This window comes from Streptomyces sp. PA03-6a (assembly GCF_033792765.1).
In the GTDB taxonomy this organism is placed as follows: domain Bacteria; phylum Actinomycetota; class Actinomycetes; order Streptomycetales; family Streptomycetaceae; genus Actinacidiphila.
In genome coordinates, this window is the sequence record NZ_JARAVK010000011.1 from 25,226 (window position 1) to 43,409 (window position 18,184).

Genomic DNA, 18,184 nt, shown 5'->3' on the forward strand with positions numbered 1-18,184 from the left:
GGCCACGGGGGCTGGGCAGCGGGCCTTGGCCGCGTTTACGTTGCGTTCACAGCCAGGCGAACGGACGGGCGAATTCCGCAAGGGCGCGGAACACCGGGAAGGACAGGGGTGACGTCGATGCGCATCCGCTGGCCCCGCCGCGTCTTCGCCCAGGTGCTGCTCGTCCAGGTGGTCCTCACCACCGGCGTCATCACCCTGGCCACCGGGCTGTTCCTCGCCCCCCTCAGCTCCCAGCTGGACCAGCAGGCGATGCGGCAGGCGCTGTCGATCGCCCAGACCACCGCCGCGACCCCGGGTCTCGCCCACGACCTGGTCACCACGCGCCCGAGCGTCACCGGGCCGGTGCAGGAGGAGGCCGAGCGGATCCGCCGTGCCACCGGCGCCCTGTACATCGTCGTCATGGACACCCGCGGTGTGCGCTGGTCGCACACGGACGTCGCCCAGATCGGCCGGCACGTCTCCACCGACCCCAGCGTTGCCCTGTCGGGGCGCGAGATCATGCAGATCGACCGGGGCACCCTCGGGCGTTCCGCGCGCGCCAAGGTGCCGCTGCACGGGGCCGGCGGGAGGATCGTGGGCGCCGTGTCGGTGGGCATCGCGTACGACAGCGTGCGGGAGCGGCTGCTGGCCACCGTGCCGGTGCTGCTGCTGTACGCGGGAGCGGCGCTCGCGGTCGGCGTCCTCGCGGCTCTGCTGGTGTCGCGGCGGCTGCAGCGCAGGACGCACGGGCTCGCCTTCGCCGACATCTCCGCGCTGCTCGACGAGCGCGAGGCGATGCTGCACGGCATCCGTGAGGGCGTCATCGCCCTGGACGCCCAGGGGCGGGTGCGGCTGCTCAACGACGAGGCGCAACGGCTGCTCGGCCTCGGTCCGGACGCCGCCGGCCGCGCCCTGGACGAGGTGCTGCCCGCCGGGCGGACGACCGAGGTGCTGACCGGCCGGGTCGCGGGCACCGACCTGCTCACCGTCAGCGGGGCGCGGGTGCTGGTCGCCAACCGGATGCCGACCGGGGACGGCGGGGCGGTGGCCACCCTGCGGGACCGCACCGAACTGGAGCGGCTGGGGCGGGAGCTGGACAGCACGCACGGTCTGCTGGACGCGCTGCGCGCCCAGGACCACGAGCACGCCAACCGCTTGCACACGTTGCTCGGGCTGCTCGAACTCGGTCTGTACGACGAGGCGGTGGACTTCGTCGGCGAGGTCGCCGACGCGCAGCGGGCTTCCGCGGAACAGGTCGCGGAACGGGTCAGGGACCCGCTGGTGTCCGCGCTGCTGGTCGGCAAGTCGGCGATCGCCGCGGAGCGGGGGGTGGCCCTGTCGGTCTCCCCCGTGACCCTGCTCCCGGACCGGGTCGTGGACCCGCGGGACCTGGTCACCGTGCTCGGCAACCTCATCGACAACGCCCTGGACGCGGCGGGTTCGCGCGTCGAGGTGGAGCTGCGCGCCGAGGGCACGACGGTCGTGCTGCGGGTGTCCGACGACGGTCCCGGCGTACCGCCCGAGGCCCGTGAGCAGATCTTCGCCGAGGGCTGGACGACGAAGCGGTCACCGGCCCACCGCGGCCGCGGGCTCGGCCTCGCGCTCGTGCGGCGGCTCGCCGAACGGTACGGCGGCATGGCCCGGGTGACCGCCCGCGCGGGCGGCGGCGCGGTCTTCACCGTCGTCCTGCCGGAGGCGCTGGCCGGCGTGGAACTCACCTCGGCCGCGTCCGCGGCCTCCGGGGCGTCCGCGGGGGGAGCACGATGATCGACGTCATGGTCGTGGACGACGACTTCCGCGTCGCCGAGATCAACGCGGCGTACGTCGCCAGGCTCCCCGGGTTCCGGGTGACCGCCCGCGCCCACACCGCGGCCCAAGCGCTGGCGACGCTGGAGCGCATGCACGTCGACCTCGTCCTGCTCGACCACTACCTGCCGGACGAGACCGGCCTCACCCTGGTGCGGCGCATGCGCCAGCTCGGCCACAGCGCGGACGTGATCATGGTGACGGCCGCCCGTGACGTGGCGACGGTGCAGGCGGCGATGCGCTTCGGCGCGCTGCAGTACCTGGTCAAGCCGTTCAGCTTCGCCGGACTGCGGGCCAAGCTGGACGCCTACGCGGCACTGCGCCGCACGCTCGACGGCGTCGGCGGGCGCGGTGAGGCCGGCCAGGAGCAGGTGGACCGCATCTTCGGCGCGCTGCGCACGGCCGGTGCGGCGCCGGCGGACCTGCCCAAGGGGCACTCGGCACCCACCGCCGACCTGGTGCGCAAGGTCCTCACCGAGGCCGCGCAGCCGCTCTCCGCCCACGAGGTCGCCGCACGCGCGGGCATCAGCCGCTCCACCGCGCAGCGCTACCTGAAGTTCCTGGAGCGCGAGGGCCGGATCAGCCTCACCCTCAAGTACGGTGACACCGGCCGCCCCGAGCACCGGTACGCGTGGGCGCGGACCGGCTGACCCGGTTCACCGGCGGGCGAGTTCATGGCTCAGCGCCCGCGCCGCCGCGCACACCACGGGCGCGACGCGGTCCGGCCGCAGCCCCCGCGTGGCGCCGGTGACGGAGACGGCGGCGACGGGGAAGGCGCTCGGGCCCAGCCGCGGCCCGTAGACGGGGGCGGCGACGGCGGAGACGCCGACCTCGGCCTCCTCCCAGTTCACGGCGTAGCCGCGGACCCGGGTGCGGACGAGGTCCTGCTGGAGCAGCCGCGGCACGACGATGGTCCGCGGGGTGCGACGGCGCAGCCCGCCGCCGAGCACCACCGCCAGGCCGGGCGGGGCCCCGTAGGCGAGCAGCGCCTTGCCGGTGGCGGTGCAGTAGGCGGGGAGGCGGCCGCCGACCCGCGAGATGATCTGCATCGAGCGGCGGCCGGTGAGCTTCTCCAGGAAGACGGTGTCGGCGCCGTCGACGACGGCGAGGTGCACGTTCTCGTGGGTGGCCTCGTACAGCTCCTCCATGAACGGCAGCGCCGCCTCGCGCAGCCGCCGGTGCGGCACCCGCTGGCCCAGTTCGAAGAGGGCGAGGCCGAGCCGGTAGCCGTCCGTCCCGCGCTCCACCAGGCCGACGGCGGTCAGTTCGGCGAGCAGCCGGTGCACGGTCGACTTGGGCAGGCCGGTGCGGGCGGCGAGTTCGCCGAGCGGGATCCCGTCCTCGCCCGCGGCGAAGGCACCGAGCAGCGCGGCCCCGCGGGCCAGCATCGACCGGCTCTCCGTCACGGTCGCATCCTCGGCGCTCATGCGTGCCCCCGCAAGGGCACCTCGACCAGGAGCGGGCCGTCGAGCCCGCCCACCGCCGCGACCGTCCGCGCCAGTTCCTCCGTGCCGTCCGCACGGATCGCGGGGATGCCGAAGAAGCGGGCGGCCAGCCGCCAGTCGAGCTCGCCCAGGTCGAGACCGGGGTGCGGGGCGGAGGGGCGGCCGCCACGGGTGTCGAGGGTGTCCTTCAGGGTGCGGTACTCGCCGTTGGCCATCACCACGAACAGGACCGGCACCCGGTGGTGCGCCGCGCTCCACAGCCCCTGCAGCCCGAACATCGCGCAGCCGTCCCCCAGCACGGCCACCACCGGGCGTCCGGGCGCGCCGAGTCGGTGGCCGACGGCCGCGCCGATGCCCCAGCCGAGGCCCCCGCCGACCGTGTGGACGAAGCCGCCCGGCCGGTCCCGACGCAGCACACCGCGCAGGTGCACCCCGACGGTGATCGACTCCTCGACGAGCGCCGCCTCCTCCGGCAGCGCGGTGGCCAGGGCGTGCGCGGCGGCGAGCGGGTCGACCGGGGCACGGTGCCGCGCCGACCGGGCCCGCAGGCCGAGCCGGTCCCGTGCCTCGGCGTGGCGGGCGCCCGCCTCCCGTATCCGCTCGCGGGCGGTGTCCTCGGGAACCAGGCGGGCCAGATGGCCGGCGAGCGCGGCCAGCGAGGAGTCCAGTGGCCCGGTGAGGCCGAGGGCGACGGGGAAGTTGCGGCCCGGTTCGGCGGGGTCGGCGTCGATCTGCACGACCGTCAGGTGCTCGGGGACGGGCGGGCCGGGACTGTAGTGGTGGGGGGTGAAGGCCCGGCAGCCGGCGATGAGCAGCGCGTCGTGGCCCTTCAACCGCTCGTGGATGCGGGCGTTGACGGGCGGCAGCGGTCCGGCGTACAGCGGGTGGGAGCCGGGGAAGTCCAGGTGGTCGTTCATCGGCTGGTGGTAGGTGACCGCGCCGAGCGCCTCGGCGACCCGTACCAGCGCCGCGACCGCCCCGTCCCGGCCGACCCCGTCACCGGCGACGACCGCGGGCCGTCCGGCGGCGGCCAGCAGGGCCGCCGCCCGGTCGAGCCCGCCGGCCGGCCCGGGCGGCGCGAGGGGGGAGCGTGCGGGAATCTCCACGGGTGCGGCGTCCTCGAGGACGTCCATCGGCACGGAGACGAACACCGGGCCCTGCGGCGGCTGCCGGGCCAGCGCGAAGGCGCGGCGCAGCACGAGCGGCAGGTCCTCGGGGCGATGCACCTCCTCGGCCCGTTTGGCCGCTCCGGCGGCGAGGGCGACCAGGTCCCCGGCGAGCATGGGCTCCTGGAGCAGGTGGCGCCGGTCCTGCTGGCCCGCCATGACGACCAGCGGGGTGCGGGAGCGCCGGGCGTTGAGCATCCCGATCAGGCCGTTGGCGGTGCCGGCGGCGATGTGCAGGCTGGCGAACGCGGGACGGCGGGTGGCCCGGGCGTAGCCGTCGGCCATGGCCACGACCGAGCCCTCGTGGACGCCGAGGACGTACTCGGGCGAGGGGCGGGGCCCGGACAGCGCCTCGAGGAAGGGGAGTTCGGTGGTGCCCGGGTTGCCGAAGACCCGGTCCACCCCCTCGTCGGCGAGGATCTCCAGCAGGGCCCGCAGGGCGGTCGTCATGGCGGGGACGCCTCTCATACGCTCATGCCGCCGTCGACCGCGACGGTGGCTCCGGTGGTGAAGCTCGCGTCGTCGCCCGCGAGGTGGAGCACGGTGCGGGCGATCTCCTCGGGTGCCGCGTGCCGGCCGAGGGGGACCATCGCGTCGAACGCCCTGGCCGCGTGCTCGGAAGGCTGCCCGGTGGCGGCGGTCTCGATGCGCCGCATGAACGGGGTGTCGGTGGGGCCCGGGTGGATGGTGTTGACGCGGATGCCGCGGGCGGCGCACTCGCGTGCCGCGACGCGCATCAGCCCGACCTGGGCGTGCTTGGCCGCCGCGTAGCCGCTGATGCCGGGGTCGGCGGTGCGTCCGGCGACGCTGGAGTTGATGATCACGGAGGCACCGGGCCCGAGGTGCGGGAGGGTGTGCTTGAGCAGGAGGAAGGCTCCGACGACGTGGACCTCGACGACCCGCCGGAAGACCTCCTCCGGGTAGTCCTCGACGGCCGCGACTCACCGGTGATCCCGGCGTTGCTGAAGACGACGTCGAGGCGGCCGAAGCGGGCGAGGCCCTCGGCGACCGGGACGGCCACCGCAGCCGCGTCGGTGACGTCGACGACGCCGGCGCAGCAGCGGCCGGCGCCCACGGGGACCAGCCGTCGCGGATGCAGACCGCGCCGGCGGTCACGCCGAGCGCGTAGACCCCGCCGACCGACAGGTCGACCTCGCGCATGGCGAGGGCGAAGACCATGCCGGCCGCCATCAGCCCCACGTAGCAGGCGTTGTGGGCGGTCCCGGTCAGGTTGGACCACGTCAGGAAGTCGGGCTCGGCGATGCCCACGACGAGCACCAGCAGGACCAGTACCGCTGCCACGCCCGTCTCGTCGCGCAGCAGCCAACGCACACGGCTCGATGGCATGCCGCACAGCGTGGAGGCGCCGCGGGCCTGCGGCAATCGATGCGTTCCGCCAGGCGGAACGGGTGTCAGACCGCTCCGGCCCCGGTGAGCGAACGGACCTCGACCTCGGCGAACTTGTCCTCGTCGGCGCGCTCGCGGGACAGGACCGTGCCCAGCCAGCCCGCCGCGAAGCCCAGCGGGATGGACACCAGGCCCGGATTCTCCAGCGGGAAGTACTGGAAGTCCACGCCGGGGAAGAGCGACTGCGGGCTGCCCGACACCACCGGGGACAGCACCACCAGCGCGACCGCCGGGAGAAGGCCCCCGTAGATCGCCCACACCGTGCCGCGGGTGGTGAACCTCCGCCAGAACAGCGTGTACAGCAGCGCGGGCAGGTTGGCGGACGCGGCCACCGCGAACGCGAGCCCCACCAGGAAGGCCACGTTCTGGCCCTGCGCGAACAGGCTCAGCGCGATGGCCACCCCGCCGATGCAGACGGCGGCCACCCGGGCCACCCGCACGTCCTGGTTCTCCCGGCGCCTGCCGCCCGGTGCGGTCCTTCGACGGCGCAGCGTCGCGTGGAGGTCGTGGGCGACCGAGGCGGACGAGGCGAGCGTGATGCCGGCGACGACGGCCAGGATCGTGGCGAAGGCGACCGCCCCGACGACCGCGAAGAGGACCGTTCCACCGGTGGAGCCCGCTCCCCCGCCCAGGTCGAGGGCGAGCAGCGGCACCGCCGTGTTCCCGGCGGCGTTGGACGCGCGCACGGTGTTCGAGCCGACCAGCGCCGCTGCGCCGAAGCCCAGCACGATCGTCATCAGGTAGAAGCCGCCGATGAGTCCGATCGCCCAGACCACCGAACGCCGCGCCGAGCGTGCCGTGGGCACGGTGTAGAAGCGCGACAGGATGTGCGGCAGCCCGGCGGTGCCCAGGACGAGGGCGAGGCCGAGGCTGATGAAGTCCAGCCGGTCGGTCCAGCTCTGCCCGTACAGCCTGCCGGGGGCGAGGAACTCCCGGCCCTGGCCGCTGCCGTCGGCGGCCGAGCGCAGCAGCGCTCCGAGGTCGCCGTGGAAGCGCACCAGGACCAGGACGGTGAGGGTGATCGTGCCGCCCATGAGGAGCACGGTCTTGACGATCTGGATCCAGGTCGTGGCGCGCATGCCGCCGAAAGCGACGTAGAAGACCATGAGCGCGCCGACGCCGATGACGGTCCAGGTGCGGGCGGCCGATCCCTGACCGCCGAGCAGGAGGGAGACCAGGCTTCCGGCGCCGACCATCTGCGCGACCAGGTAGAGCACGGAGACGGTGACCGCGGAGGTGCCCGCGGCGATCCGGACCGGGCGCTGGCGCATACGGGCGGTGAGGACGTCGGCGAGGGTGTAGCGGCCGCAGTTGCGGACCAGTTCGGCGACGAGCAGCAGCACGAACAGCCAGGCGACGAGGAAGCCGACGGAGTAGAGCATGCCGTCGTAGCCGAAGAGCGCGATGAGCCCCGAGATGCCGAGGAAGGAGGCGGCGGACATGTAGTCGCCGGCGATGGCGAATCCGTTCTCCAGCGGGGAGAAGAGACGGCCGCCGGCGAAGAACTCCACGGACGAACTGCGCCGTCGGCCGGCCCAGGCGGTGATCGCCAGGGTGACGGAGACGAAGACGGTGAAGAGGACCAGCGCCAGGCCCTGGTGGTTGCCGGTCACCGCATCCGCTCCTGGGTGTCCCAGCGCAGGTCGAGGGCGGCCCGGTCCCGGCGCAGCCGGGCGTGCCGGGCGTAGGCCCAGGTCAGGATGAAGGTCGTGGCGAACTGGGCGAGGCCCAGGACCATGGCCACGTTGAACTCGCCGACCAGCGGCCGGGCCATCAGCCGCGGCGCGGTCGTCGCCAGGACGAGGTAGAGCAGGTACCAGGCGAGGAAGGCGGCGGCCGCCGGGAAGACGAACCGCCGGTACCGGGAACGCACCTCCTGGAAGGGGCCGCTGGCCTGCACCTCGCGGTACACCCGGGCGTGCGCGTCGGCCGGGCGGGCCTGCGTCGGGAGGGAGACCGGCGGTGGCTCGGGGCCCTCCCACTCCCCCGCGGCCAGGACGTCGTACCAGGGGTCGTCCACCCACAGCCCTCCGGTTTCCGCCCGGTCGTGCTCTTTCACGAACTCTCCTCGCCTCACGGGCCGATCGGCCGTGCGCCCAAGCATGGACATTGCGGGAAGATCCGGGAGCCTCCAAGCAGAAACCTTCACCTCATCGGGTGATGGTGCCCCACTCCTGGGGGTGGGGAGGCTCCGGCGCCCTCCACGGGTGGGTGACCGCGGAGGGCGCCGGCACGGGGAACCGGTCCGTCAGGCGTCGATCCGCGAACGGTCGAGCGTGGCTGCGGAGTTGGCGATGAACTCACGGCGCGGCGCGACCTCGTTGCCCATCAGCAGGTCGAAGGCGAGCTCCGCGCCCTCCAGGTCGCTGATGTTGATGCGGCGCAGGGTGCGATGGCGCGGGTCCATCGTGGTCTCGGCCAGCTGGTCGGCGTCCATCTCGCCGAGACCCTTGTAGCGCTGGATGGAGTCCTTGTAGCGGATGCCCTTGCGCTCGAACTCCAGCAGCGTCTCGCGCAGCTCCCGGTCGGAGTACGTGTAGACGTACTTGTCCTGGCCCTTGCGGGGGTTGGTCAGCTCGACCCGGTGCAGGGGCGGCACGGCGGCGAAAACCCGGCCGGCCTCGACCATGGGCCGCATGTAGCGCTGGAAGAGCGTCAGCAGCAGACAGCGGATGTGGCTGCCGTCGACGTCGGCGTCCGTCATCATGATGATCTTGCCGTAGCGGGCCTGGTCGATGTCGAAGGTGCGGCCCGAGCCTGCTCCTATGACCTGGATGATGGCGCCGCACTCGGCGTTCTTCAGCATGTCCGTGACCGAGGACTTCTGGACGTTGAGGATCTTGCCCCGGATCGGGAGCAGCGCCTGGAACTCGGAGTTGCGCGCGAGCTTGGCCGTGCCCAGGGCCGAGTCGCCCTCGACGATGAAGAGTTCGCTGCGGTCCACGTCGTCGCTGCGGCAGTCGGCCAGCTTGGCCGGCAGCGACGAGGACTCCAGCGCGGTCTTCCGGCGCTGCGCGTCCTTGTGCTGCCGGGCGGCGATCCGGGTGCGGGCCGCGGCGACGGCCTTCTCCAGGACGGCGCGGGCCTGCTGCTTGTCGTCCCGCTTGGTGGAGGTGAGGAACGCCTTGAGCTCGCGGGACACCACGTTGGCCACGATGCGGTTGGCCGCCGAGGTGCCCAGCACCTCCTTGGTCTGGCCCTCGAACTGCGGCTCGGCGAGCCGGACCGTGACGACCGCCGTCATGCCCTCCAGGGCGTCGTCCTTGACGATGTCGTCCTCGGCGACGCGCAGCATCTTGGTGGCGCGCAGGACCTCGTTGAACGTCCTGGTGACGGCGCCCTCGAAGCCGCGCACATGGGTGCCGCCCTTGGGGGTGGCGATGATGTTCACGAAGGAGCGCAGCGTGCTGTCGTAGCCGGTGCCCCAGCGCAGCGCGACGTCGACGCCGAGCTCGCGGGTGACCTCGGTCGGGGTCATGTGGCCGAGCTCGTCGAGGACCGGGACGGTCTCCTTGAAGGTGCCGCTGCCGGTCAGCCGCAGCACGTCGCAGATCGGCTTGTCCGGGGTGAGGTACTCGGCGAACTCGCTGATGCCGCCGTCGAAGTGGAAGGTGTCCTCGACCGGCTTCCCGTCCTCCGAGCCGTTGTCGGGGCGCTCGTCGCGGACGACGATCGTGAGCCCGGGGACCAGGAACGCGGTCTGGCGGGCGCGCTGGTGGAGCGTGTCCAGGGAGAGCTTGGCGTCCTTGAGGAAGATCTGACGGTCCGCCCAGTAGCGGACGCGGGTGCCGGTGCGGGCCCGCGGCACCTTCTTGACCTTGTCCAGCCCGTTGCCCGGCTCGAAGGCCGCCTCGGGGCCGACCTTGGCGAAGCTGCCGGGGACGCCGCGGCGGAAGCTGATCGCGTGCGTGTGACCGCCGCGGTCGACCTCGACGTCCAGCCGCGCGGAGAGCGCGTTGACGACGGAGGCGCCGACACCGTGCAGACCGCCGGAGGCCGCGTAGGAGCCGCCGCCGAACTTGCCGCCGGCGTGCAGCTTGGTCATGACGACCTCGACGCCGGACAGACCGGTCTTGGGTTCGACGTCGACGGGGATGCCGCGGCCGTTGTCCCGCACCTCGACGGAGGCGTCGCCGTGGAGGACGACCTCGATGTGGTCGCAGTGGCCGCCCAGGGCCTCGTCCACCGAGTTGTCGATGATCTCCCACAGGCAGTGCATGAGGCCGCGGCTGTCGGTGGAACCGATGTACATGCCCGGGCGCTTGCGGACCGCTTCGAGGCCCTCGAGCACGAGCAGGTGTCGCGCGGTGTAGTTGGAGCCGTCACGATCTGCACCGGTCAGCAACGCGGTGGACGGCACGGATGTTTCGGCGGTCACGCGAACGTCTCCTCATGAAGTTCTTCAGCCGTATCGGTGAGAGGGTACCGAGGTCACGCACGGCCGTTTCGCCGCGACCCGGTACGGGCATCATGCTAGCCCTTTTTCGAAGGTACGTTCGATCCCTCGTTTGAGTGATACACATGTCACGTTCCCCTGGGGGCATGAACCATTTAGGCTCGGGGCACGTCCTCCTCAACAACCGGCTTCCGGGCCGGGGGGACACAACCGAACAATCTGACCAGTTCTGCCAGAACGACCCGAAGCCGACAGATAAGACGCCAGAGGATCTTTCGCCGCCAATCGGTAGCATCCGGCCGCTACAACGACAGTTTCCAAGGAAAAGACCTGAGCGGGAACACTTTGGGCCTGGTTGGATGTTGACCCTGGTACGACAGCTCGTCGAGCTAGAGAAGAGGCGACGTGACTACAGTTCTGACCCCCGCGAGCCCGCTGACGGCGGCGGACCGCTGCGACCGTTGCGGCGCCCAGGCCTACCTGCGCGTCGTACTCATCAGTGGCGGCGAGCTGCTCTTCTGCGCGCACCACGGGCGTAAGTTCGAGCCCGAATTGAAGAAGATCGCTACGGAGATACAGGACGAGACCGGTCGGCTCACCGCCACCCCGGCCGTCGCGGCCGAAGACGAACGCTGACGCGTAGCACTGCGACGAGCTCTCACGACGGGCGGCCCCCCTTGCGGGAGGCCGCCCGTCGGCTTGTCCGCCGCACGTCACGAAGAGTGCTGGCCGACCAGTCCCGCCACCGCAGAGACCCGGGTGTACACACCGGGATGCCCCGCCTGGGCGCATCCCGCGCCCCAGGACACAAGCCCTATCAGCCGCCCCTCCGCCACCAGCGGACCGCCGCTGTCCCCCTGGCACGAGTCGTGCCCGCCGGCCAGGTCGCCGGCGCAGACCATGTCGCTCTTCTGGTACTTGCCTTCCGTACTGCCCGGATACGCCTGCTCACAGACCGAGTCGGCGAGCACCGAGACGTTCGCCGCCATCAGGACGTTCGAGTAGGTCCCCAGGCCCGCCGTGTCCCCCCAGCCGAAGACCTGTGCCGGCGCGCCCGCCTCGTAGGAGTTCACGTCCCCCGGTGCCGCCATGCGTATCGCGCTTCCCGCGGGGAACGGCTCCGCGGTCGTGACGACCGCCACGTCGCCGCTGTTGGTCGTGGGGTCGTACGCGGGGTTGACCCAGACGTTGCGGACCGCCACCTCCCGGCCGTCGGAACCGGCGAGGTCCGTCCGCCCCGCGATGATGCGCAGGTCGGGCACCTGGTCCCAGTCCCCGCCCAGTGCGGTCGGACTGAAGCAGTGCGCCGCGCTGACCACGGTGTTCGGCCCGACGAGCGCTCCGCCGCAGAACTGCCCCGAACGGCCTGTCCCGTAGCGGGACCGGCTCGACAGGACCACCGCCCACGGGTGCTGCTCCGTGGTGACCGGCGTGCCACCTATGACACCGTTGTCGGCGCCCGGGGCGCCGGGGGCGTACTCCACCGCCGCGGCGGTGGCGGAAGCCGGTAGCGACAGCGCGAGCGCGGACCCGGCTATGAGCCCGCCGATCAGCGTGCTGATCGAGGAACGCATGCATTCTCCTCACCCTCCGGAATGCCCAGAACACCCACAGTGACGTGAGGGAACGGGAGCCGCATCCGGAGAACTGTCCGGAAAGGCCGACGGGCCCGCGGCCGCCGTGGCGGTCGCGGGCCCGTCCGGGCGTCCTGCCGGATCAGTCCAGGTAGTCGCGGACTATGACTGGCTGTCTTCTGTGCTTACCAGGGTTTTTGCAGGAGACCCGAGGCCCCTGTGCTCTGCAATACCTTGGGGTGAGATTCACCCCCCGGGATTGCACCGCCCCCGGGACCCACCGTAGTGGACCGGGGGCGGCTCAGAGCCCGAGCCCGTCATCTGGACGGAACGACGCCCCTCGCCAGAAGCGCCTACCCGGGCCCGAACCGTCCCCCCTGAGCAAGGCCCGGGAGGGACGGCGGTCTGAACTGCCGCATATTTGTGGCTGACAAAATGATCACTGTCCCACGATGTTCGTGGGGTGTCTCCTGATCCCGTACCCGAGTGGCTGCTCGCGCAGCGCCGCCGGGTGGGCGACAGGGTCAGAGAGCTACGGACCGAGAGTGGGCTGTCACAAGAGCAGCTGGCTCACCGGGCTGACGTCGCCCGGCACTCGGTCTACCGGACCGAGCTGGGGACCCACGCCGCGTCGATCGACCTGCTGGGGCGTATCGCGCGGGCCCTCGGTGTGGATGTTGCTTCACTATTCAATTGATGCACGGGGCAAAGGGTCCTGTCCCCGTGAGCGTGTAACAGGAAACTCACAGGTCAGCTACGGGACTGCGACACGGTGTCAGCGACTGACAGCACTCTGGCGTCCCCCGGTGTAGCCAGCTGCCCTGAAGAGACCGACGAACGCCCTGGGACCGCGGCGTGCATCGAGCCACCCGGACAGCCGCCGGAGGTCTCCCGAGATGATGGCCCCGAGGACCAGGTCGTGAAGCAGCTCGGCCTCGTCGTCGCCAACTTCGGCGAGGAACCGGCGGTAGCGGGCGTTGACACCCCGCTCGTATCCGCCCATGGCCGCGAGGTACTGCTCTGCCTCCGGCCCTGGAGCTGCGGCCGCCCGGGCTTCGGGGGCGTCCAGCACTGCTTGGTCGTGGTCGTCGAGGGTGCCAGTGACGTCCCGGTAGGCGTAGCGGGCCATCCCCGCATCCCGGACGACGCCGCAGAGCCGGGCCGCGGCCTGCGTGATGAGCCGGGCCTCCCGGTCGCAGGCCCCCTCCATCACGATGCCCAGGTTCCTGGTGGTGGGCGATCCGGAGTGGTCCGGGGCGGAGTACGTCCGGCCGTCGGATCTGCGGAAGTTGAGGCCGTACTGGGTGCGCACCAGGTCGTCGCCGTCGAGGCGGTAGCTGCGGTACGAGCCGTAGTGCAGGCAGTCGTGGGCGTAGGCGCGCAGCAGATCCAGGCAGGCCAGGTCAGGGTCGGCCGGCAGGCCGGTATCGAGCGGCCCCTGCATGGTGATGACGGCGCGCATCTGCAGGTGCCGGTAGCCCTGGTTGGGGTAGTGGAACCCGCCCCAAGCCCCGTCGCGGTCTGCCCGGATGCCGACGAGGACACGGTCCATCGGCAGCATCCGGAACAGCCCGAGGCTCATGTACCGGGTCCGTAGGATGGCCAGGCCTTCGTGGAAGGGCGCCGTGCTGAGTCCGGCGGTCGTCCAGTGGCGGAGGACTACCGGGAGCGGGCGGAAGTGGACGGCCGGGTGCTGCTGCGTCAGCGTGCCGGCGTCGCGCCGCAGGTTCGCCAGCTGGCTCAGCAGGGCGGGCAGGCTGGTGGTGCCGGCGAGGTGCTCGTTGGGTGCTAACAGCCGGGGAGAGATGCCGACCGGACGTGTCCGGCTGGCGAGTCCGTGCCCAGGATCAGGAGCCGGTGCGTCTCCTGCAGGCCGTTGGGCAGGGAGTCCGGAGTGAACCATCGTGCCTCCAGGATCTCGAACGAGTCGGTGGTGAGGGTGCCGCCGATCAGGACGGCTTCGTAGGCGACCTCGATGCGCAGCTTGTAGCCGCTCTTGAGGCGGACCAGGGCGCCCGGCTTCACGTCGAGGCCGGTCTCTTCCTTGACCTCGCGGACGATGGTCGCGGTGAACTCCTCGCCGGCGGTGGCGTAGCCGGTCGGCAGGCCCCACTGGCGGCCCTCGGGCCACATGCGGTGCCGCAGCAGCAGGACGCGGCCTTGGTCGTCGCGCACGACGCCGGTGATCCCGGCCATGAATTTGCTGTGGCCGAGCCAGAGGATCCGCCACTGCAGCGGGCCGCGGATGATGCGCCAAACGCGTGCGATCAGGTTCTTCATGAGGAGTGTCCCTCGCTACTCGGAGGCGGTGTCGGTGTCGTAACGACGGAGGTACGTGCGATGACACCGTCCCTCGCCTCGCGGTACGCGGTCCACAACGTGCCGCCCGGCTGGCACCGGTCCCCGCCAGTACGGCAAGAGGTGCACAGCGCTGCGTGGTCCAGGTAGTGGCGGTAGGCCACCTGCGCCCGGCCCTCCAAAGCCGTCACGCGCGCGGACACCACGGGGCCGGCCACCGATACCGGCGCCGTCTCGCTGCTCATGACCCATCTCCCTGTCCTCTACTACTGGGCCGATACGGTGGGGCCTCAGCCCCCATGGAGGTTCTGATGGCCGAGCTGCCGTCCCCCGCCACCGCCGAACCCGCGGTGACCGTTGCCGACACCCCCACCGCAGTGTTCGAGGCGCCGACCCTGACGCGGGCCCTCATCGACGCCGCGACCTGGCTCCACCTGCGCGAGGAGCAGCTGGCGCTGCAGGCGCTGTCATTTGAGGACGGCGATCCGGCCACAGTGCGGCTGCACCTGGCGGTCAAGCCCGGCCCGGACGGCAAGCCCGTGAGGCTCCCCGGGACCTGGTGGTAGCCGGGGCTCATGTTGTCGCCAGCTGGAGTTGGCCCTGCCAGGTGCAGGCGAGCCATGCGCCGCGTTCAGCGAGCCAGGCTTGGAGCGTGTGAGCGTCGCCGTGGGAGGTGACCATGGTCTGGTATCGGGTCACTATCCCTGCGGCCTGACGGCTGTCGATGAGGTCCCGCGCCTGCTGCCACGCAGGTCGGGCACCGTCACGGTTGAGGCCGTACAGGTCGTAGAGCGCGGCAATGACGTCCCAGTCTCGGCATTCTGCGTATCGGCGTGCTCCCTCGAGGAAGCGCTCGCATGACTGGGCCGATGTCGTGCTGACGTACAGCACGACCGGCACCCGGGTCGGTGTGGAGGCCATGCACCGATGGTGACCTGCGGAAAGGACATGCTGAAGGCGCGTCAAGGGGTAGTACGGGAAGTCGTTGAAGCGGGACTCCTACGGTGCGTGGGAGTCCCGTTCGGTCATGCGGGCGTGCTGCCCAGGATCGCGGAGACTTTCCGCAGGCGGGACTGTGAGCCGCCCTGCAAGCGGCTGACGATGACCGCGGGCAGGGTCTGGTGGCGGGCCCAGTCCGGGGCTTCGGTGCAGACCGCCAGCAGGGTGTCCAGGCAGGTGTCCCACTGCCGGGCCTCGCACTGCGCCAGGGCGACGTCCAGCTGGTAGCGGTGGCGGACGGCAGGTGCCAGGTCGGCTTGGCCGTGGAAAGTACTGATGAGGTCCAGGGCCTGGCCGACTTGCTTCACCGCCAGCAGCACGTCAACGGCCTTCGCAGCCGCGTTGGCAGGGCCGAACTGTCCGCCGTGGGCGTGGTACTCCCGTCCGAGCCGGGCGCCGACTGCGTGCGCCTGCGACAGGTAGTCCCGTGCCGGCTGTTCCCGCTCGAGGCGCGAGGACGCGACGGCGCAGTGCATGACCAGGTTGCCGTACGCCGTGAGCTGCGCGGTGCTGGCGGCGGAGTAGGACGGTTCGATGCTGGCTGCCGCGCGCTCGGCGATGGCCAGGGAGTCCTTCACCCTGCCGTCCTTGCGGTAGATCCAGCTGCGGCAGCCTTCGACTCGGGCCGTGCGGATCGGGTCGCCGGCGCGTCGGGCGGCCGCCGAGGCTTCAGTTGCCGCGGTGTACGCGAGGTCGCGCCTGCCCAGCTGGTTGGCCACGTAGGCGGCCACCTGGTAGCCGTCGGACAGCGCGGACAGTGCGGGCCCGCTCTCACCGTCTGCGGCTTCATGCGCCGCCCTGTGAGCCGCGTAGAGCAGCGGAGGCAGCAGGGCCCCGGCCTCGCTGTAGTCCGCTGCCCAGTACATCTGCCAGGCGCTGTCGACGACGGCTTGCAGCTCTCGCCGCGTGGACGTCGGCGCGTGCTCTGGGATGTAGCCGGCGGCGGTGTCGTGGACGGCGGCCGCGATGCCTTGAAGCATGGCGCGTTGGCTGCGGCTGACGCCCTGCTCGGGTGATCGTTGGCCCACGATTACTGAGACGTCTGTGCCGAGTGCGGCTGCTAGGGCGAGCAGTGTCGCCAATGAGACCGTGCCGCCCTGTTCTGCTTTCTGGATGGTTTTTGGTGAAAGGCCAGCGCGTGCTGCGAGGGCCTCCTGGGTGAATTCCTTGCCCCGCAGAATTTTCAATCTCTGGGCCTGGGTGTAGTCCGCCCACTCGGGCATACTGGACACCGCCTTGGTGCGTGTTCCGTACTGGACATATGGACCGTACCGCCGTCTTAGGGCGGGCGCAGGCCCCGTAACGGGATTCGTTGCGGGGCCTGATGCTTTCTGTGCGGTGTCGGCGCGCGCACCTAGGATTGGGGTGTGCCCGGGGGATCTTCTGATGAGGCGAATGAGGCTGTGCGCGCCTACGTGCGCGCCCATGGCGACCGGCCATGGTCGCCGGAGGAGCTGGAACGCTTGGCGGAGCTACGTCGGGCGTGGTTGCTCGCGGAGCGCGGTCTAGTGAAGGCGGCTTAGCGGTACGCCACCTCGAGCGCGAGGGCGACCGCCTGGTCGTAGCCCTTGGGCGGCCCGTCGAGATCGTTCGGGCCGAGTGCTGCGGACAGCCCGAAGTACGGCTGCAGGTACAGCATGGGCAGGCCAGACTCCAGCACAGCGGACACGGCCGTGGTACGCAGGTCGTGGCTTCGTGCTGTCACTCCGGCCGCGTTGGCGGCCGCGCGGAGTCTCACAGCCAACTTGGTGTCGGTGAGGCCGGGCAGGAGGTAGTCGTCGGGGTCGGCGTCCTGTGTTGCCAGGTAGGCGTCAACAGCCGCGGCCGCGGTGGGTGCCAGACGGATCGTGCGGGGGTGCCGGAGGGCGCCGATCCTGATCGTCGGCTCCGCGCCGGGAGTGTAGTCGCGGACGTGGAGGTCGGTGAGTTCGCCGCGGCGCAGGCCTGCGTAGAGCATGAGGCAGACCCCGGCGTGGAGTTCCACGCTGGGCGCGGTGTGGGCGAGGAGGGCGCGGGCGTCGGTGGGCGTGAGGGTGGTGGCGGTCGGCATGCCGTCACCGTAGCCGGGCGTGCCAGTCGGGGGTTGGGGCTTTGGGCTTAATTGTCCCCGTGAAAATATGCCAGCCTCTATGACGGCGCAGGTCAAGCCCAGCGACGCCCGTCCCACCGGTACGCCGCGCCCGTCATCAACGCCCCCAGTCCGAGCAGCCCGCCCGTCGGTGACGGATCCAGCGCACCATCCCGCCGGCACACCAGCGCATCCGGATCCCCCGCCGGCGCCTGCAGCGAGTACCCGTCCGGGCAGGTCTGCCCATCGCGGCCGTCCTGCCCGTCCCTACCGTCTGTCCCGTCCCTGCCCGCAGGGCCCGCCGGGCCGGCAGGACCTGCGGGACCAGGCGCACCGGACGGGCCCGGCTCTCCAGCCGCACCCGGGCTGCCAGCCGTGCCGTTCGCGCCCGGCTGCCCGGCGGTACCCGGCGAACCGGACGGGCCCGCCGGGCCCGGGCTACCCGGCGGGCCAGGGATCGGCACCGGCACCACCGTGCGGTCCGGCAGATCCTCCACCGCCCGGGCCGGGTCCGGCGCCACCGGCGTCTTCCCCTCCGCCTTCACCTGCTCACGCAGCGCGCGGACGTTCCCGGCGAGGGTCGTGACGGCGTCACCGCGGCGGTCGGCTTCCGCCGCCAGCTGGGCCGCGCGGCGGTCCGAGGCGTCGGCGCGATGCCACAGCACCAGACCACCTCCGAACAGCGCGACGATCGCGCACAACGTGGCGATGCCGCGCCAGTGCAGGACGATCGTGCGCCTGGTCCGGGTCACTGGTCTGGGTCTCCTCCGAGATGGATGATTTTGATGCGGAGCCGGGTGATGGCTTCGAGGTCCTGGCGGCGTTGTTCTTCCAGGGCGTCGATCCGGGCTTCGCGGGTCGCGAGGCGCTCGCTGAGCTTCGCGTTTTCTTCCTGGACCTGGTCGGTCACCGAGTTGAAGCGCGTGGTCGAGTTCTCCCCGCGCTTGCCGATGAACGCCACCACCGAGCCGGACAGCACTCCGACGAACGCGAGGACTGCACCGATGGTGGTGGCGTCCAAGGCGGCCTCCTACAGGGTGAGTCGA

18 protein-coding genes and 2 pseudogenes are annotated in these 18,184 nt (G+C 71.7%); 5 read left to right on the top strand and 15 right to left on the bottom strand.

Features of this window, described 5'->3' with window-relative positions; all coding sequences use genetic code 11:
* Positions 1 to 117: 117 nt before the first annotated feature.
* The gene (locus tag PV350_RS04570; RefSeq protein ID WP_499514475.1) at positions 118 to 1,746 is read left to right on the top strand and encodes a sensor histidine kinase; all 1,629 of its coding nucleotides are present in this window, start codon (positions 118 to 120) and stop codon (positions 1,744 to 1,746) included.
* The gene (locus PV350_RS04575) at positions 1,743 to 2,435 is read left to right on the top strand and encodes a response regulator (protein WP_499514474.1); all 693 of its coding nucleotides are present in this window, start codon (positions 1,743 to 1,745) and stop codon (positions 2,433 to 2,435) included. The genes PV350_RS04570 and PV350_RS04575 overlap by 4 nt, the downstream gene beginning before the upstream one ends.
* 6 nt (positions 2,436 to 2,441) lie before the next feature.
* Here the strand turns inward: PV350_RS04575 and PV350_RS04580 are convergent, their stop codons facing one another.
* The 6 genes and pseudogenes from PV350_RS04580 to PV350_RS04605 form a co-directional block, all read right to left on the bottom strand.
* Positions 2,442 to 3,191, bottom strand: coding sequence for an IclR family transcriptional regulator (locus tag PV350_RS04580; RefSeq protein WP_500332909.1), 750 nt, complete (start codon positions 3,189 to 3,191; stop codon positions 2,442 to 2,444).
* Between the two features lie 17 nt (positions 3,192 to 3,208).
* Positions 3,209 to 4,846: a thiamine pyrophosphate-binding protein gene (locus tag PV350_RS04585; protein WP_500332910.1), complete on the bottom strand. Its 1,638-nt coding sequence runs from the start codon at positions 4,844 to 4,846 to the stop codon at positions 3,209 to 3,211.
* 14 nt (positions 4,847 to 4,860) lie between these two features.
* A pseudogene (locus tag PV350_RS04590) lies at positions 4,861 to 5,268 on the bottom strand (SDR family NAD(P)-dependent oxidoreductase); the annotation flags it as partial.
* A gap of 540 nt (positions 5,269 to 5,808) precedes the next feature.
* Positions 5,809 to 7,416 carry a monocarboxylic acid transporter gene (locus PV350_RS04595; protein WP_500332911.1) on the bottom strand — a complete coding sequence of 536 codons (1,608 nt, stop codon included), beginning with the start codon at positions 7,414 to 7,416 and terminating at the stop codon, positions 5,809 to 5,811.
* Positions 7,413 to 7,862, bottom strand: coding sequence for a DUF485 domain-containing protein (locus PV350_RS04600; RefSeq protein WP_500332912.1), 450 nt, complete (start codon positions 7,860 to 7,862; stop codon positions 7,413 to 7,415). The genes PV350_RS04595 and PV350_RS04600 overlap by 4 nt, the downstream gene beginning before the upstream one ends.
* Positions 7,863 to 8,051: 189 nt before the next feature.
* On the bottom strand, positions 8,052 to 10,181 hold the full coding sequence (locus tag PV350_RS04605; RefSeq protein WP_499514469.1) for a DNA gyrase/topoisomerase IV subunit B: 2,130 nt from the start codon (positions 10,179 to 10,181) through the stop codon (positions 8,052 to 8,054).
* Positions 10,182 to 10,604: 423 nt separating this feature from the next.
* Between PV350_RS04605 and PV350_RS04610 the strand changes: the two genes are divergently transcribed.
* A complete protein-coding gene (locus PV350_RS04610) occupies positions 10,605 to 10,835 on the top strand; it encodes a DUF7455 domain-containing protein (RefSeq protein ID WP_499514468.1) in 231 nt (76 codons plus the stop codon).
* Positions 10,836 to 10,912: 77 nt separating this feature from the next.
* Here the strand turns inward: PV350_RS04610 and PV350_RS04615 are convergent, their stop codons facing one another.
* Complete coding sequence (locus PV350_RS04615) at positions 10,913 to 11,773, bottom strand: S1 family serine peptidase (RefSeq protein ID WP_500332913.1); 861 nt, start codon at positions 11,771 to 11,773, stop codon at positions 10,913 to 10,915.
* Between the two features lie 511 nt (positions 11,774 to 12,284).
* On the opposite strand from PV350_RS04615, the gene PV350_RS04620 reads away from it, so the two are divergent.
* Positions 12,285 to 12,470: a helix-turn-helix transcriptional regulator gene (locus PV350_RS04620; protein ID WP_500332984.1), complete on the top strand. Its 186-nt coding sequence runs from the start codon at positions 12,285 to 12,287 to the stop codon at positions 12,468 to 12,470.
* Between the two features lie 78 nt (positions 12,471 to 12,548).
* Here PV350_RS04620 and PV350_RS04625 read toward each other — a convergent pair whose 3' ends face one another.
* A complete protein-coding gene (locus PV350_RS04625) occupies positions 12,549 to 13,355 on the bottom strand; it encodes a hypothetical protein (RefSeq protein ID WP_500332914.1) in 807 nt (268 codons plus the stop codon).
* A 206-nt stretch (positions 13,356 to 13,561) separates the two neighbouring features.
* On the bottom strand, positions 13,562 to 14,053 hold the full coding sequence (locus PV350_RS04630; protein ID WP_500332915.1) for an NUDIX domain-containing protein: 492 nt from the start codon (positions 14,051 to 14,053) through the stop codon (positions 13,562 to 13,564).
* Positions 14,054 to 14,382: 329 nt separating this feature from the next.
* Between PV350_RS04630 and PV350_RS04635 the strand changes: the two genes are divergently transcribed.
* Positions 14,383 to 14,637, top strand: a complete 255-nt coding sequence (locus PV350_RS04635) for a hypothetical protein (protein WP_500332916.1) — start codon at positions 14,383 to 14,385, stop codon at positions 14,635 to 14,637.
* Positions 14,638 to 14,644: 7 nt separating this feature from the next.
* On the opposite strand, the gene PV350_RS04640 is transcribed toward PV350_RS04635, so the two are convergent.
* The 6 genes and pseudogenes from PV350_RS04640 to PV350_RS04665 all read right to left on the bottom strand — a co-directional run bounded on the left by PV350_RS04640 (position 14,645) and on the right by PV350_RS04665 (position 18,159).
* Entirely contained in the window at positions 14,645 to 14,992 is a 348-nt protein-coding gene (locus PV350_RS04640; RefSeq protein ID WP_500332917.1) for a hypothetical protein, read from the bottom strand.
* A 104-nt stretch (positions 14,993 to 15,096) separates the two neighbouring features.
* Complete coding sequence (locus PV350_RS04645; protein WP_500332985.1) at positions 15,097 to 16,050, bottom strand: helix-turn-helix domain-containing protein; 954 nt, start codon at positions 16,048 to 16,050, stop codon at positions 15,097 to 15,099.
* A 66-nt stretch (positions 16,051 to 16,116) separates the two neighbouring features.
* Positions 16,117 to 16,497, bottom strand: a pseudogene (locus PV350_RS04650) (helix-turn-helix domain-containing protein); the annotation flags it as partial.
* Between the two features lie 92 nt (positions 16,498 to 16,589).
* Positions 16,590 to 17,120: a tyrosine-type recombinase/integrase gene (locus tag PV350_RS04655; protein ID WP_500332918.1), complete on the bottom strand. Its 531-nt coding sequence runs from the start codon at positions 17,118 to 17,120 to the stop codon at positions 16,590 to 16,592.
* A gap of 92 nt (positions 17,121 to 17,212) precedes the next feature.
* Positions 17,213 to 17,890 carry a collagen-like domain-containing protein gene (locus PV350_RS04660; RefSeq protein ID WP_500332919.1) on the bottom strand — a complete coding sequence of 226 codons (678 nt, stop codon included), beginning with the start codon at positions 17,888 to 17,890 and terminating at the stop codon, positions 17,213 to 17,215.
* Complete coding sequence (locus PV350_RS04665) at positions 17,887 to 18,159, bottom strand: hypothetical protein (protein WP_500332921.1); 273 nt, start codon at positions 18,157 to 18,159, stop codon at positions 17,887 to 17,889. Before PV350_RS04665 ends, PV350_RS04660 begins: the two co-directional genes overlap by 4 nt.
* Positions 18,160 to 18,184: the final 25 nt, after the last annotated feature.

Coding starts and splice junctions, on each gene's coding strand:
- PV350_RS04575 (WP_499514474.1), top strand. CDS start 1,743: ATGATCGACGTCATGGTCGTGGACGACGACTTCCGCGTCGCCGAGATC.
- PV350_RS04585 (WP_500332910.1), bottom strand. CDS start 4,846: ATGACGACCGCCCTGCGGGCCCTGCTGGAGATCCTCGCCGACGAGGGG.
- PV350_RS04625 (WP_500332914.1), bottom strand. CDS start 13,355: ATGAGCCTCGGGCTGTTCCGGATGCTGCCGATGGACCGTGTCCTCGTC.
- PV350_RS04630 (WP_500332915.1), bottom strand. CDS start 14,053: ATGAAGAACCTGATCGCACGCGTTTGGCGCATCATCCGCGGCCCGCTG.
- PV350_RS04570 (WP_499514475.1), top strand. CDS start 118: ATGCGCATCCGCTGGCCCCGCCGCGTCTTCGCCCAGGTGCTGCTCGTC.
- PV350_RS04615 (WP_500332913.1), bottom strand. CDS start 11,773: ATGCGTTCCTCGATCAGCACGCTGATCGGCGGGCTCATAGCCGGGTCC.
- PV350_RS04645 (WP_500332985.1), bottom strand. CDS start 16,050: ATGCTTCAAGGCATCGCGGCCGCCGTCCACGACACCGCCGCCGGCTAC.
- PV350_RS04640 (WP_500332917.1), bottom strand. CDS start 14,992: ATGGCCTCCACACCGACCCGGGTGCCGGTCGTGCTGTACGTCAGCACG.
- PV350_RS04635 (WP_500332916.1), top strand. CDS start 14,383: ATGGCCGAGCTGCCGTCCCCCGCCACCGCCGAACCCGCGGTGACCGTT.
- PV350_RS04655 (WP_500332918.1), bottom strand. CDS start 17,120: ATGCCGACCGCCACCACCCTCACGCCCACCGACGCCCGCGCCCTCCTC.